Origin of the sequence: Bradyrhizobium sp. NP1, from assembly GCF_030378205.1 — a bacterium.
Lineage (GTDB): Bacteria > Pseudomonadota > Alphaproteobacteria > Rhizobiales > Xanthobacteraceae > Bradyrhizobium.
On record NZ_CP127385.1, the window covers coordinates 4,914,301 to 4,927,899 of the forward strand.

The 13,599-nt window shown below is 65.0% G+C and carries 14 protein-coding genes; 6 read left to right on the forward strand and 8 right to left on the reverse strand.

The features are described from left to right. Positions 1-8: 8 nt before the first annotated feature. Positions 9-1,589, forward strand: coding sequence for an efflux transporter outer membrane subunit (locus tag QOU61_RS23815; protein WP_502876815.1), 1,581 nt, complete (start codon positions 9-11; stop codon positions 1,587-1,589). Next, a complete protein-coding gene (locus tag QOU61_RS23820; protein WP_289653636.1) occupies positions 1,573-1,941 on the forward strand; it encodes a hypothetical protein in 369 nt (122 codons plus the stop codon). Before QOU61_RS23815 ends, QOU61_RS23820 begins: the two co-directional genes overlap by 17 nt. 52 nt (positions 1,942-1,993) lie before the next feature. Here QOU61_RS23820 and QOU61_RS23825 read toward each other — a convergent pair whose 3' ends face one another. The 5 genes from QOU61_RS23825 to QOU61_RS23845 all read right to left on the reverse strand — a co-directional run bounded on the left by QOU61_RS23825 (position 1,994) and on the right by QOU61_RS23845 (position 7,338). After that, positions 1,994-2,314 carry a hypothetical protein gene (locus QOU61_RS23825; protein ID WP_289653637.1) on the reverse strand — a complete coding sequence of 107 codons (321 nt, stop codon included), beginning with the start codon at positions 2,312-2,314 and terminating at the stop codon, positions 1,994-1,996. 327 nt (positions 2,315-2,641) lie between these two features. Next, on the reverse strand, positions 2,642-3,730 hold the full coding sequence (locus tag QOU61_RS23830) for a TRAP transporter substrate-binding protein (protein WP_289653638.1): 1,089 nt from the start codon (positions 3,728-3,730) through the stop codon (positions 2,642-2,644). A 195-nt stretch (positions 3,731-3,925) separates the two neighbouring features. Continuing rightward, a complete protein-coding gene (locus tag QOU61_RS23835; protein WP_289653639.1) occupies positions 3,926-5,014 on the reverse strand; it encodes a TRAP transporter substrate-binding protein in 1,089 nt (362 codons plus the stop codon). 689 nt (positions 5,015-5,703) lie between these two features. Continuing rightward, positions 5,704-6,828, reverse strand: coding sequence for an Mrp/NBP35 family ATP-binding protein (locus QOU61_RS23840; RefSeq protein WP_289653640.1), 1,125 nt, complete (start codon positions 6,826-6,828; stop codon positions 5,704-5,706). Between the two features lie 72 nt (positions 6,829-6,900). Then, entirely contained in the window at positions 6,901-7,338 is a 438-nt protein-coding gene (locus tag QOU61_RS23845) for a VOC family protein (protein ID WP_502876816.1), read from the reverse strand. A gap of 197 nt (positions 7,339-7,535) precedes the next feature. Here QOU61_RS23845 and QOU61_RS23850 point away from each other — a divergent pair, with 197 nt between their 5' ends. The 4 genes from QOU61_RS23850 (at position 7,536) to QOU61_RS23865 (ending at position 10,998) form a co-directional block, all read left to right on the forward strand. Continuing rightward, complete coding sequence (locus QOU61_RS23850; protein WP_289653642.1) at positions 7,536-8,405, forward strand: NAD(P)-dependent oxidoreductase; 870 nt, start codon at positions 7,536-7,538, stop codon at positions 8,403-8,405. 132 nt (positions 8,406-8,537) lie between these two features. After that, complete coding sequence (locus tag QOU61_RS23855) at positions 8,538-10,136, forward strand: sensor histidine kinase (RefSeq protein ID WP_289653643.1); 1,599 nt, start codon at positions 8,538-8,540, stop codon at positions 10,134-10,136. A 63-nt stretch (positions 10,137-10,199) separates the two neighbouring features. After that, on the forward strand, positions 10,200-10,397 hold the full coding sequence (locus tag QOU61_RS23860) for a DUF1289 domain-containing protein (protein WP_289653644.1): 198 nt from the start codon (positions 10,200-10,202) through the stop codon (positions 10,395-10,397). Positions 10,398-10,425: 28 nt separating this feature from the next. Further along, positions 10,426-10,998: a TIGR02281 family clan AA aspartic protease gene (locus tag QOU61_RS23865; RefSeq protein WP_289653645.1), complete on the forward strand. Its 573-nt coding sequence runs from the start codon at positions 10,426-10,428 to the stop codon at positions 10,996-10,998. 19 nt (positions 10,999-11,017) lie between these two features. On the opposite strand, the gene QOU61_RS23870 is transcribed toward QOU61_RS23865, so the two are convergent. The 3 genes from QOU61_RS23870 to QOU61_RS23880 are packed head-to-tail and all read right to left on the reverse strand — an operon-like array spanning position 11,018 to position 13,576. Then, positions 11,018-11,788: an ABC transporter permease gene (locus QOU61_RS23870; protein WP_289653646.1), complete on the reverse strand. Its 771-nt coding sequence runs from the start codon at positions 11,786-11,788 to the stop codon at positions 11,018-11,020. After that, positions 11,785-12,579: an ABC transporter ATP-binding protein gene (locus QOU61_RS23875; RefSeq protein ID WP_289653647.1), complete on the reverse strand. Its 795-nt coding sequence runs from the start codon at positions 12,577-12,579 to the stop codon at positions 11,785-11,787. Before QOU61_RS23875 ends, QOU61_RS23870 begins: the two co-directional genes overlap by 4 nt. A gap of 10 nt (positions 12,580-12,589) precedes the next feature. Then, positions 12,590-13,576, reverse strand: coding sequence for an ABC transporter substrate-binding protein (locus tag QOU61_RS23880; protein ID WP_289653648.1), 987 nt, complete (start codon positions 13,574-13,576; stop codon positions 12,590-12,592). Positions 13,577-13,599 lie beyond the last annotated feature (23 nt).

The window sequence follows — 13,599 nt, forward strand, 5'->3', positions numbered from 1 at the left end:
CCGGAGCAATGGACGGTTTCGATGACGATGACGAGCATTTGGGGCGGACAAGTCTGATGTTCGGCATGGGCCATCACCGGCGACGGATGGCCTGCGGCGTGCTGCTCGGCACGCTGGCCGTTTCCGGCTGCGCGGTCGGCCCGAACTTCAACCCGCCGCCGGCGCCGGACACCACCGGCTATGTGCCGGGCAAGCTCGCATCCCCCGATCCCGGAAAGGGCCCGCCAAAGGTTGCCGGCCAGCACTTCGTTACCGGTGCAGAGGTTTCTGCCAAATGGTGGGCCGCCTTCCGCTCCCAGCCGCTCAACGATTTGATCCGCCAGGCCGTCGATCACAATCCGAGCCTGCAATCGGCAGAGGCCGCGATCAAGGTCGCCTACCACAATGCGCTGGCCCAGCGCGGCGTGTGGTTTCCACAGGTTGGCGCAAACTACGCGGGCGCCCAGCAGCAGATTTCCGGCGCCTCGCCCGGGGGGCCAGGCAGCCAGACGCCGTCGGTATTCATGCTCCATACCGCGCAAGTGACCGTCGGCTTCGTGCCTGACGTCTGGGGCGCCAACTTCCGCGCCGTCGAGAACCTCGATGCGGTCACCGAGCAGCAGCTGTTCCAGCTCGAGGCCGCCTACCTGACGCTGACCAGCAACGTCGTGGCCGGCGCGATCCAGGAGGCTTCGCTGCGCGGCCAGATCGCGGCGACCGAGCGCATCATCGCGATCGAGCGCCGCCTGCTCGATATCCTCAAGCGCCAGCAGAATCTCGGCCAGGCCGCGCTGGCCGACGTGCTGGCGCAGGAGGCAGCGCTCGCCCAGGCCGAGCAGCTGCTGCCGCCGCTGCAAAAGCAGCTCGCCCTGCAGCGCGACCTCTTGACCGCGCTCGCCGGCCGCCTGTCGGCCGACGAGGTGGCCCAGAAATTCGACCTCACCCATTTCAGGCTGCCGGCCAACCTGCCGATCAGCCTGCCGTCAAAGCTCGTCGATCAGCGGCCCGACGTGCGGGCGGCGGAAGCCAACATGCATTCCGCAAGTGCGCTCGTCGGGGTTTCGATCGCGGCGCGGCTGCCGAACATCACGATTTCCGGGAATGCCGGGTCTGCCGCGTTCACCCTTGCCGAGCTGTTCACGCCGGGAACCAACTTCTACACCATCGCGGCGAGCGCAACGCAGCCGATCTTCGACGGCTTCACGCTCTACAACAAACAGAAGGCAGCCGAAGCTGCGCTCGAGCAGGCCGAGGCGCAGTACCGCTCGACCGTGATCACCGCGTTCCAGAACGTCGCCGATGCGCTGCGGGCGCTGCAGGCGGACGCGCGCTCGATAAAGGCCGCAGTGCATGCGGAGGAGACGGCGAAAGCAAGCCTCGACATCGTCGAGAAGCAGCTCAATGCCGGCCAGGTCAACCAGCTCGCGGTGCTCAACGCCCAGCAGACCTACCTCACCGCCTCGGTGATCCGGGTGCAGACCGAGGCCAACCGGCTCGCCGACACCGCGGCGCTGTTCATGGCGCTCGGCGGCGGCTGGCCAGTGACCTGCACCAGCCGGGTCTGGCGCGAATGCGCAATGGGAGATGAAGCCGTTGCAACAGGCAATTGAGCGCGTGACCGACCGGGCGAGGCCAAATGCCGTGAAGCGCGCGATCCTGGCAGGCGCCCTGCTGCTCGGCGCTGCGCCGTTCGCCTGCGCCGCCGAGCCGGGCCGGCCCGACGCAGGCGCCGACCGCCGCGTCCCCTGCACGATCGAGGTGCTGCAGTCCGAGGAATTGCCGGGGGCGCCGATCTTCAATCACCACCTCAGGGCGGTCCTGCGGGTCACGCTGCCGGATCGGGCGCCGTTCGAGACCACGGTCGAAAGGATCATGCCCTGGCAGGTGCCGCCGCCGCGCCGCGGACAGCGGCTGCAGATGCTCTGCGACCCCGCGACGATGGGCTGGCCAGCCTTCTACTGATTGCCATGAGAAACGTGATCGAGAGCGGCAGCGTTGCGAGGCCGCCGTCGACCTACCAGATCACGAAGGCGCAAAGCAGCGACAGCGGCAACAGCGCCACGCCGAGATAGAGCCAGGTGCGAAACCCGCCCGGATCCTTCGGCAGGATGAAGAGGTGGACGGCCAGCCATACGCACACCACAAGGCCCAGAAGGACGCGAACAAGGTCGCTCGGGGTTTCGTGCAGCGAAGACAGGTGCTCGAGCTGCGGGCTGGCGACGCGGATCGTGATGACGATCAGGATGCTGATGAAAAGCGTTCGAAGCACCAGCCCGCCGAGCCACACGGAGGTGGGCAGCTTGGCCTGAGGCAACTTCTGGTTCGCCGTATTCACTGGCAACTCACTTTGAGCAAATTGCGCGCTTTTCGACGCTTACCCAGAATAGATATAGCTCGCTCCCACCCGCGGCAAGGTCGGCCCCCTTTGCGCCCCCGGAAATACGCCGCCTGGCTCACGGAATCGGCCGCGGCGGCCCAAACAGCAGGCCGATTGCCTCCGGAACGTGCGCCATGCGCCGCAAAAAGCGGCGCCCGGCCGCCCTTCCCGGGCCCAGGCGCCGTGCGATTCCGCGGCGGCCTCGGGGCTGATTCGCCCGGCCACAGCGAAAACCCCGGCGCGCAAGCGCCGGGGTTTCATCTGCCTGTCAGGTCTCGGTGGCAGCTAGCTCTGCGAGTGGCGCGCCATGAAGTTGTCGTAGCCGACCTCGGCGACCTGGAACCACGAATAGCTGTTGTTCGAGTAGTTGGTCAGCGATTCATAGACCTTCTTGAAATTCGCGTTGGTCGCGGCGACCTCGTTGTGCAGCTCCTTCGCCGCCTTGAAGGAAGCTTCCATGATCGGCGGCGAGAACGGATGCAGCTTGGTGCCGTTGGCGAGCAATTTGCGCAGCGCCATCGGATTGACGCTGTCGTACTTCGCCATCATCCAGTTGTTGGCGAGGTGGCCGGCCTGCTCGAGAACGCTTTGATAGGATTTCGGCAGCGCGTTCCATTTGTCGAGATTGACCATGGCGAGCAGCATCGGACCGCCCTCCCACCATCCGGGATAGTAATAGTGCGGCGCGACCTTGTAGAGACCGAGCTTTTCGTCGTCATACGGACCGACCCATTCGGCCGCGTCGATCGTGCCTTTTTCCAGCGCGGGATAGATGTCGCCGCCGGCGAGTTGCTGCGGCACGCAGCCGAGCTTCTGCATCACGCGCCCGGCGAAACCGCCAATGCGGAATTTGAGGCCGTTCAGGTCGGCGACGGTATTGATCTCCTTGCGGAAGAAGCCGCCCATCTGGCAGCCGGTGTTGCCGGCGAGCAGCGAGATCACATTGTAGTTCTTGTAGAACTCGTTGAGGATTTCCCGCCCCCCGCCGAGCAGGTACCAGGCCTGGTTGATGCGCATGTCGGGACCGAACGGCACCGACGAGCCGAAGGTGAAGGTCGGGTCCTTGCCGAAATAGTAATACGAGGCCGTATGCCCAATTTCGACGGTGGCGCTCTGCACCGCGTCAAGCACCTGCAGGCCCGGCACGATCTCGCCGGCGGCAAAGGTCTGGATCTGGAATTTGTTGTCGGTGGCCTCGCCGACTACCTTCGCCATCATCTCGGCGCCGCCATGCAGCGTGTCGAGAGATTTGGGCCAGCTCGTCGTCATGCGCCATTTGATCTCCGGCATCGATTGGGCGATCGCCGGCGCCGCCATGCTCGCCGCGCCCGCCGCCGCCAGTCCGGTGACCTTGATGAAATCTCGTCGCTTCATACGCTTCCCCTCCTGATATGTTCCTGACGGCCTTCTTCGAGGCCTGCCCTCAGCATGGAACATCCGCCGGCCGATTTCTATTCCCATCTTCAAAAGCGAACGCGAAAAAGCCCGGCCTCTGCGAGGCCGGGCTTTTCCCGTCTACGACTTAAGGCTTAGAAGCCGGCGCGGCCGGCCGCCCTGCCCGCCTCCGGATCAGCCGCGCGTGCGCGAGCGGATCATGAAGCTGTCGAAGGTGTATTCGGCGACCTGCCACCACAGATATTGGTCGGAGCGATAGGCCTGCATCGCGTCGATCGACTTCTTGAAGTCGGGATTCTTCGACGAAATCTCGGCCCACAGCTCGTTGGTCGCCTTGAGGCAGGCTTCCAGGACTTCGTTGGTGAAGGGACGAAGCTGCGTGCCGCTGGCAACGAGCCGCTTCAGCGCCGCCGGATTCTGCATGTCGTAGCGCGCCGCCATCCAGGTGTTGGCGTTCGCCGTCGCGTTGGTGATGATCGCCTGATAGCTCTTCGGCAGCGAATTCCACTTCTCGAGATTGCAGAAGGCGTGCACCGTCGGGCCGCCCTCCCAGAAGCCGGGATAGTAGTAATACTTGGCGACCTTCTGGAAGCCGAGCTTCTCGTCGTCATAGGGGCCGACCCACTCGGCGGCGTCGATCGTACCCTTTTCCAGTGCCGGATAGATGTCGCCGCCCGCAAGCTGCTGCGGCACGACGCCGACCTTCTGCAGCACCTGGCCGGCAATGCCGCCGATGCGGAATTTCAGGCCGGAGAGATCGGCGACCGTCTTGATCTCCTTGCGGAACCAGCCGCCCATCTGGGTGCCGGTGTTGCCGCAGGGAAAGCCGATCACGCCGAACTTCTTGAAGAACTCGTTGCCGAGCTCCTGGCCGCCGCCCTGGTACCACCAGGAGTTCTGCTGCCGCGCGTTGAGGCCGAACGGTACCGAGGCGTAGATCGCAAAGGTCGGATCCTTGCCGACGTAGTAGTACGACACGGTGTGGCTCATCTCGACCGTGCCGTTCGAGGTCGCATCGAGCGCCTGCAGGCCGGGGACGATTTCGCCGGCGGCGAAGACCTGGATCTGGAACTTGTTGTCGGTCATCTCCGCGACGTATTTCGCGAACTGGTCCGCGCCGCCATAGATGGTGTCGAGCGATTTCGGAAAGCTCGAGGTCATGCGCCATTTGATCTCGGGCGAGGACTGCGCGATCGCGGGCGAGGCCACCGCGGCCGCTGCGGCGCCGGCCGCCGAAACCTTCAGAAAATCACGACGCTTCATTGTAAGGCATCTCCTTAGTTTGGGGCGTTTCCCAGGTTATGGGCATTCTTGATGGGCATTGACGGGCCTTCTTCCGGCAAACGAGCTTTCGTCTCAAACCGGAGGGCGCCCAGTGTGGCGGTTCAGAAGTCCGCATCATTCTAACCAGCGAGTTCGTCATGCGGACTTCTGAACCAAAGCCACACTAGATTGGTGAGTTGCCAGTGTCCTTCGATTCCGAAGTTCGCAAACGAGCATGCCGGACAATCATGCGAACTTCGGAACCGGGACACCAGGCCGGGCTTTAACATGAACGGGCCGGCACGAAAACGCGACAAAGGCATGACAGGCCCCAACAAAAGTCGCATATGGGACCGGCCTAGTGCCCGCTTTCCGAAGTTCGTGATACATCGCTGCGACCCCTTTCACGAACTTCGGAAAGCAAAGGGCACTGGTGGTCCGACGCCAACATTCGCATCCTCTTTGTAGCAGACACGTTTGCGAATGTTGGCGTCAAAGGACCACTAGCAAATTATTGATTCTAGTGGAGCTTTGGATTTGACGTTCGCATAAGGGAATCGCGGCAAATGGGTAGCGAACGTCAAATCCGCTCCACTAGCAAACTTATGATTCCAGTGCCGCTTTCGATCTGAAGTTCCTAAGAGATGATCGCAGCGGGTGGTGTAGGAACTTCAGATCGGCGGCACTAGTCAGGCCGCGGCGATGGCGCCCTTCAGGCGGTCGCGGACTTGCCCGGCGATGGCGCGGTAGATCGCCGCATGCGGCCCGTCCGGCTCGCTCGCGACCACCGGCGTCCCCGAATCGGAGGTCGCGCGAATAGCCATATGCAGCGGGACTTCGCCCAGGAACGGCACGCCGAGCCGCTCCGCCTCGTGGCGCGCGCCGCCATGGCCGAAAATGTCCGACCGGGTGCCGCAATGCGGGCACTGGAAATAGCTCATGTTCTCGACGATGCCGAGCACGGGCACGTTGACCTTCTTGAACATCGCAAGCCCCCGCCGCGCATCGATCAGCGACAGGTCCTGCGGGGTCGAGACGATCACCGCGCCCTTCAGCGGCACGTTCTGCGCCAGCGTGAGCTGGGCATCACCGGTGCCCGGCGGCATGTCGACCACGAGCACGTCGAGCGTGCCCCAGGCGACGTCGCGCAGCATCTGGGTGATCGCAGACATCACCATCGGGCCGCGCCAGATCATCGCGGTGTCTTCCTCGACCAGGAAGCCGATCGACATGATCGCAAGCCCGAAGCGCTCAATCGGGATCATCTTCTTGGCGTCGTTGAGCTCGGGCTTTTCGCGGATGCCGGTCAGCCGCGGCACCGAGGGGCCATAGATATCTGCATCGAGCAGGCCGACCTTCAGCCCGAGGTCGCGCAGGCCCAAAGCGAGATTGAGCGCGGTGGTGGATTTGCCGACGCCGCCCTTGCCGGAGGCGACCGCGATCACCGCGGAGACGCCGGGGATTTCCGCCTGACGCGCCATCGGCGAGGGTCCGCCCTGCGGCGGGCGATGCGATGCGGCGGGCGGCACGCCCGTGCCCGGCCGGCGCGGCGCAGGCGCGCTGCCTGGCTTGCGCTCCGCGGTCAAGGCGATCATTGCGGCGGTCACACCCGGAATGGCGCGCACGACGCTTTCTGCCTGCGCGCGCACGCTCTCCCAGGCGCGCGCTTCCGCTGCGTCGACGTTGATCGAGAAGAACACCTTGCCGTCGCTGACCGATATCTCCGACAGGACATTGGCATGGGTCACGGCGACGCCGCGGGGCGACATCACCCTGGAAAGCTGATCCAGAACCTGCTGCTGCGTAACGCCCAAAAGCGCATCTCCTTGAGGCCTTGCGGATGCGTCCTATAGAGCGGTCCCGCGCGAAAGGCTACCGCGCCAAGGCTATCTGGCACCCACGTCATCGTGGCGCTCGGCCGGCGCGCCGCCGCCCTGCTCCTTGGCGGCCTCGTAGTTCAGCTCGATCATGACCCCGTTGGGGTCGTTGACGAAGATCTGCCAGAGGTCGCCGCCCGGAACCTGCCGCGCATCGAACGGCATGCCTTTGGACTTGAGCCGCTGCTTCATGCCGTCAAAGCCCTGGCTGACGAAGGCCACGTGGTGGACAACGCCGGAATCGGGCTTTTGCGGCTCGTCGGTGGCGGAAATATCGACCAGATGCACGACAGCCTTGCCCTCGCTGTACATCCAGGCGCCGGGAAAGGCGAAGTTCGGCCGGGCCCCCTTTTCGAGGCCCAAGACATCCTCATAGAACCGGACCGTGTCGGCGAGTTTCCGGGTCCGGATGTTGAAATGATCGAGCACGCCTACGCTCATGCCCATCCGCTGCGCTCCCATTTTTGTGAAGTTTGTTCAGGCTCTTGGTGAAGATTGTCGAGGCCTCATCCTAGCACAAAACCCGCCGCCGAACGAAGCCGTTGCCCTTCGCCCGCGAGGGTTTATGGTGCACTCCCTGCCCGCACAAGGCCAGCCGCCCGGCGCCGGCCGAACCCCAAGGTTGCAAAAACAAGGTAGCAGACATGGCCAAAGTCGCTTTTCTCGGTCTCGGCGTGATGGGTTTTCCCATGGCAGGACACCTCGTCAAGAAGGGTGGCCATGAGGTGACGGTCTATAACCGCACCGCCGCCAAGGCCAAGCAATGGGCCGACAAGTTCGGCGGCCGCACCGCGCCGACGCCGAAGGCTGCCGCCGAAGGCCAGGACTTCGTGATGTGCTGCGTCGGCAACGACAACGACCTGCGCGCCGTCACCATCGGCGCCGACGGCGCGTTTTCCGGCATGAAGAAGGGCGCGACCTTCGTCGACCACACCACCGCTTCCGCCGAGGTCGCGCGCGAGCTCGATGCGGCCGCGACCAAGGCCGGCTTCAAATTCGTCGACGCGCCGGTCTCCGGCGGACAGGCCGGCGCCGAGAACGGCGCGCTCACCGTGATGTGCGGCGGCACCGCGGACGCCTACAAGGGTGCCGAGCCTGTCATCGCGGCCTATGCGCGGATGTGCAAATTGCTGGGACCGGCGGGCAGCGGCCAGCTCACCAAGATGGTCAACCAGATCTGCATCGCGGGCCTCGTGCAGGGCCTTTCCGAAGGCATCCACTTCGCCAAGCAGTCGGGGCTCGACGTCGCCGCCGTGGTCGACACCATTTCCAAGGGCGCGGCGCAGTCCTGGCAGATGGAGAACCGCTACAAGACCATGAACGAGGGCAAGTATGATTTCGGCTTTGCCGTCGAATGGATGCGCAAGGACCTCTCGATCTGCATCGCGGAAGCCCGCCGCAACGGCGCGAGGCTCCCGGTGACGGCGCTGGTCGATCAGTTCTACGCCGAGGTCGAGAAGATGGGCGGCAAGCGCTGGGACACTTCCAGCCTCCTGGCGCGGCTGGAGCGGTAGCCCCGCCGGCGCCGAACTTAACCTCCCGTTAACGAGATTTCTTAGCCATCTAAGGCAGCTCTTAAGGATTTCGGGCCAGAGATAGACAATGCAGTAAGTCCGCGCGTTCGCGGGCAGGATTTGTGTTGTTTGATGAGTGACGCCGCCGAAAAGCCCGAAGTCGTCCAGCTTCCGGCCGAGGCGCCGAGCCCGGCGCCGGTTAACAGCCGCCGGGTCGCCGCGCAGCGGGTGCGCGAGGCCCGCGACCGGTTAACGTCATCGAGCGGAACGCGCCCCGCCTTCGACACCGAGCTGCTCCGGCAATACGCGCAGACCCGCATCTCGGCGTCCTACGTCGTGATGCTGCTGGTGGTTGCGACCGGCATCCTGTTCTGCTTCTGGCTGCCGCCGGTCGTGGCCGGCGCCTGGACCGTGGTCCTGCTCTGCATCCACGGCATCATCATCCGCAACTGCGTCAGGTTCCTCGCCGCGCCCGTCTCCACCGCCGCCACCCGCAAATGGCGCACGCGCTTCGTGCTGCTCGATCTGGTCTACGGCATCGGCTGGATGGCGATCCTGATCCATCCGGCGCTGGATGCGGTCTCCGACACGCTGATGATGTTCCTGATGCTGCTGGTGATCGCGGTATCCAGCATGCTCGCCGCCAACCTGCCGATCGCGGCGCTGGCGGCGACCGCGCCGGTGACAGCGGCGATCGCGCTCAATTTCGTGCTCGGCGGCAAGCTCGACGACTATGTGCTCGGCGTGCTGGTGGTTGCCGCGGAAGGCTATTTCGCGCTGCTGGCGCTGCGCCTGCATTCGACGACGCTGGCGACGCTGGAGGCGCGCGCCGAAAAGGACGCGCTGATCGGCGAGCTCGAGCAGGCCAAATCGATCTCGGACGAGGCGCGCCATCGCGCCGAGTCGGCCAACGTCGCCAAATCGCGCTTTCTCGCGCAGATGAGCCACGAACTGCGCACGCCGCTCAACGCCATCCTCGGCTTTTCCGAGGTGATGAAGAGCGAGATCTTCGGCGCCCATGCGGTGCCGGTCTACAAGGAATATTCCGCCGACATCCATAATTCCGGCGTCCACCTGCTCAATCTCATCAACGAGATCCTCGACCTGTCACGCATCGAGGCGGGCCGCTACGAGCTCAACGAGGAAGCGGTCTCGCTCGTCAACGTTGTTGCCGACTGCCATCATCTGTTGAAGCTGCGCGCCTCCAGCCGCGGCATCAACATCCACGAGGTGTTCGAACAGGGCATGCCGCGGATCTGGGCCGACGAGCGCGCGATCCGCCAGATCGTGCTCAACCTGCTGTCGAACTCGATCAAGTTCACCCCACAGGGCGGCGAGATCTGGCTCAAGGTGGGCTGGACCGCTTCCGGCGGACAATATCTCAGCGTCAAGGACAGCGGCTCCGGCATCGCCGAGGACGAGATCCCGATCGTGCTCGCTTCCTTCGGCCAGGGCTCGAATTCGATCAAGTCGGCCGAGCAAGGCGCGGGCCTGGGGCTGCCGATCGCCAAAAGCCTGGTCGACATGCACGGCGGGACGTTCACGCTGAAATCGAAGCTGCGGATCGGCACCGAGGTGATCGTCACCTTCCCGCCGGAACGCGTGATGAGCGCACTTGCGCCCATGACGGAGGAATCGCCGCCGCTGCAACCGGAGCCGGCTGCGCCAGTCAGCGAAGACAAGCGCAGGCCGCGCCACAAGCCGATCATGAATGCCGGGACGGGACTGTAGGAGAAGAAAAATCATCGCTTGCGATGCCTTGCGCAGGCGGACGAACGGGCCTCACTATCAGGAATGAGCAAAGAAACGCCGTGCATCGCAGTCTGTATGATCGATCCCAAGACCGGCCTGTGCTTTGGTTGCGGGCGCACCCTTCCCGAGATCGCGCGCTGGCATCGCATGGACAGCGCCGAGCGGCTCGCGGTGATGGCGCTATTGCCTGCGCGCATGGCGGAGGCCGGGCTCACATGCCCGGCCGCGAAGCCGGCCTGAACTTCGCTCTCGACCGCGGAGGCGCCGCATGAGCCGTCTGCTCCTTGTGCTGCTGCTGCTCGCGGCCACGGCCGGCGCCGTCGTCGCCTATCGCGACCCCGAGCAGGTGGCGCGCGCCAGCGACAGCGTCTCGGACCTGTTGCGCCGGCGCGCCAAGGCGCCCACGCATGCGGTGCAGGTCGCCCGCGGCCCGGGCGGCGAATTCGCCGTGCAGGCCAAGATCAACGGCGTCGCCACGGCAATGGTGGTGGATACGGGCGCCACCTCCGTCGTGCTGACCTACGAGACGGCCAAGGCCGCCGGCCTGCCGCTCGAGCTTCTGGAATATGACGTCGACGTGCAGACCGCGGGCGGCCACACCAAGGCGGCGCGGCTGACGCTCGACCGCCTGTCGATCGGCAAGCTCGTGGAGCGCTCGGTGCCGGCGCTGGTGGTGGCGCACGGGCAGATGAAGACCAACCTGCTCGGCATGAGCTTCCTGGATCGCCTGGAGAGCTGGGAGGTGCGGTCCGACACGCTGGTGCTGCGCGGCTTTCCGGAGCCCAAGATGCCGCGCAGGCTGTCACGCAGCGACCGCAGCCGCGGCACCGTGGCCAACTAGGGGACCCGCCTGCACCGCCCTAGCCGCGCAGCGCCGCCGCCTGCCGCCAGTGGGAAAACCGCCTCTCCATCTGCCGCACGCATTCGGTCAGCAGGACGCCGAGGGCCGCCAGCGCGATCACCACGACGAAGACATAGTTGGTGGCGAACTGGTTGCCGTAGTTCACCAGCATGAAGCCCATGCCCGAGATGCCCAGGAACATCTGCGCGACGATCATGCCGATGATCGCCTGCCCGATACCGAGCCGCAGGCCGGACATGATGAAGGGGACGCTCGCCGGCAGGATGATCTTGCGCACCAGCTCGGACTCGCTCGCCCCGAACGAGCGAGCGGTCTCGATCAGGTCGTTGCTGACGTTCCTCACGCCGGTGTGGGTGCTGATCAGGATCGGGAAAACGCTGGTTCCGAACACGACCGCGATCTGCGCGGGAATGCCGAGGCCGAGCCAGACGATGATCAGCGGAATGAGCGCGATGCGCGGCACCACGTAAAGGGCGTTCACGTAGATATCGAGCATGTATTCGACGGTGCGCGAGCGGCCCATCGCCAGGCCCAAGGGAACACCGACGAGGATCGCGGCCAGAAAGCCCGAGAACACCACGCCGAGGCTGACCAGCATCGCATAGGGCAGTTCGCCGTTTCCGATCACGACGAAGGCCGCCTGCGCGACCGCCAGCGGGGTCGACAGGAAGATCGGATTGAGCCGGCTTCCGACGACCTGCCAGATCGCGATGACCGCGATCAGCGACAGCGCCCGCAGCACCCAGCGGTTTGCGAAAAAAGCCTTCATCGCGATCCAGCCCTGCCCTCGGCGGTATTGAAGATGTGCGCGCGAAGCCTGCGCCGCAGCTCGGAGAACCCCGGCTCGGCGCGCACGTCATAGGTCCAGCGCGGCCTCGGGAAGTCGACCTTGATGATTTCGCGCACGCCGGCGGGCTGGCCGCCCATCACGACGATGCGGTCGGAAAGATAGATCGCCTCGTCGATGTGATGGGTCACGAACAGGACCGTCTTGCGGGTTTCCGCCACGATCTTCGACAGCTCGTCCCAGAGGAATTCGGCGGTCTGCGCATCGAGGCTGCCGAACGGCTCGTCCATCAGCAGGATGGCCGGATCGGTGGTCAGGGCGCGCGCGATGCCGACGCGCTGCTGCATGCCGCCGGACAGCTCATGCGGAAAGGCATGGCGATGCCTGCCGAGGCCGACCAGATTGACGAAGTGCTCGGCGCGCGCGCGGCGCGCGGCCTGCGGGACCTTGCGCATCTCGAGGCCGAACTCGACATTGCCGAGCACGTCCCGCCACGGCAGCAGGTTGATCGCCTGGAACACCATGGCGCGCTCAGGCCCCGGCCCGCAGACCGCGGCGCCGTCGATCTCGATCGTGCCCGCATCGGCCTTGGTCAGGCCGGCGACGATGCGCAGGAACGTGGTCTTGCCCGAGCCGCTGGCGCCGACAATGGAGACAAATTCATTGTCGGCGATATCAAGGTCGACGCCCTTGAGGATGTCGACGCTGCGCGCGCCGTCCCGGTCCCTCACCAGGAAGCGCTTGCCGATGTCTTTTGCGACAAGTTGAACCATTATCTTCCGGTCACTTCCGTCCGAGCGCGGCCACGGCTTCCTTGACGAAGCGGTCGGTCGCCCATTTCTCGAAGGGAGCCTCGCGCTCGATCACCTTGAAGCGGACCATCTCCGTCACGGTATGGTCGCCGGCCGTCTTGTTGAGCAGGTCGTCGTTCGGATCCCACACGCCCATGTTGCGCAGGATGTCGTAGGCGCTGCCGATGGTGGCTTCCGTCATCGGCTTGAGCCGTTCGGCCGCCAGCTTGACGAAGGCCTGCTTGTCGAGCGCCTCGCGCGTCGCCTGGAGATGCGCCTTGACGATCTCGGTCGCGAGCTTCGGATTGGCCTCGAGGAACGAGCGCCTGGCCCAGAACGCCTTGAAGATGAAGTCCTCGTTCTTGGCCGGGGGATCGATGATGTGGAATCCCTTATCCGCAAGCTCGAGCGCCTGCCCGACCTGGAAGGCGGCGGCCTGAATGCCGCCGGATATCAGCGCATTGCCGCGCCCTGCCCCACCGCCGACCGGCTGCCAGCGCACCTTGCCGGTGTCGACATTCGCCGCGCGCATCTGCATGACCGGCAGATAGTAGGTGGAATCCACCAGCGCGATCACGCCGACGGTCCTGCCTTCGAGCTCCTTCAGGCCCTTCACGTCGCCCGTCGCGGTCAGCACCAGATATGGACGGGCACCGGAGGCGAGCGCGAACACGACGATATCCTGCCCCTGCAGCACGGCAGCAAGCCCGGCGTTCAGCGTCGCGATTCCGACATCCGCCTGATCGGCAATGACGGCCTGAATGGCACGCACCGCGCCCGGCAGATAGGACACCTCGCTCGCAATGCCGGTGTTCTGCTTCAGGAAATGATCGAAGGCGCGCACATCCGGCACGGTGAGGATGTCGGGTGTCGTGCCGTTGGCGACCCGAACCTTGTCGGGTCCGGCGGATGCCGGGCCCGACAAGACGGCAAGCGACATGACAGCCAGAACGGCTGTCCGGATCAGTCCACGGATCATCAGGGTCCCCCGTCCAACGTCTT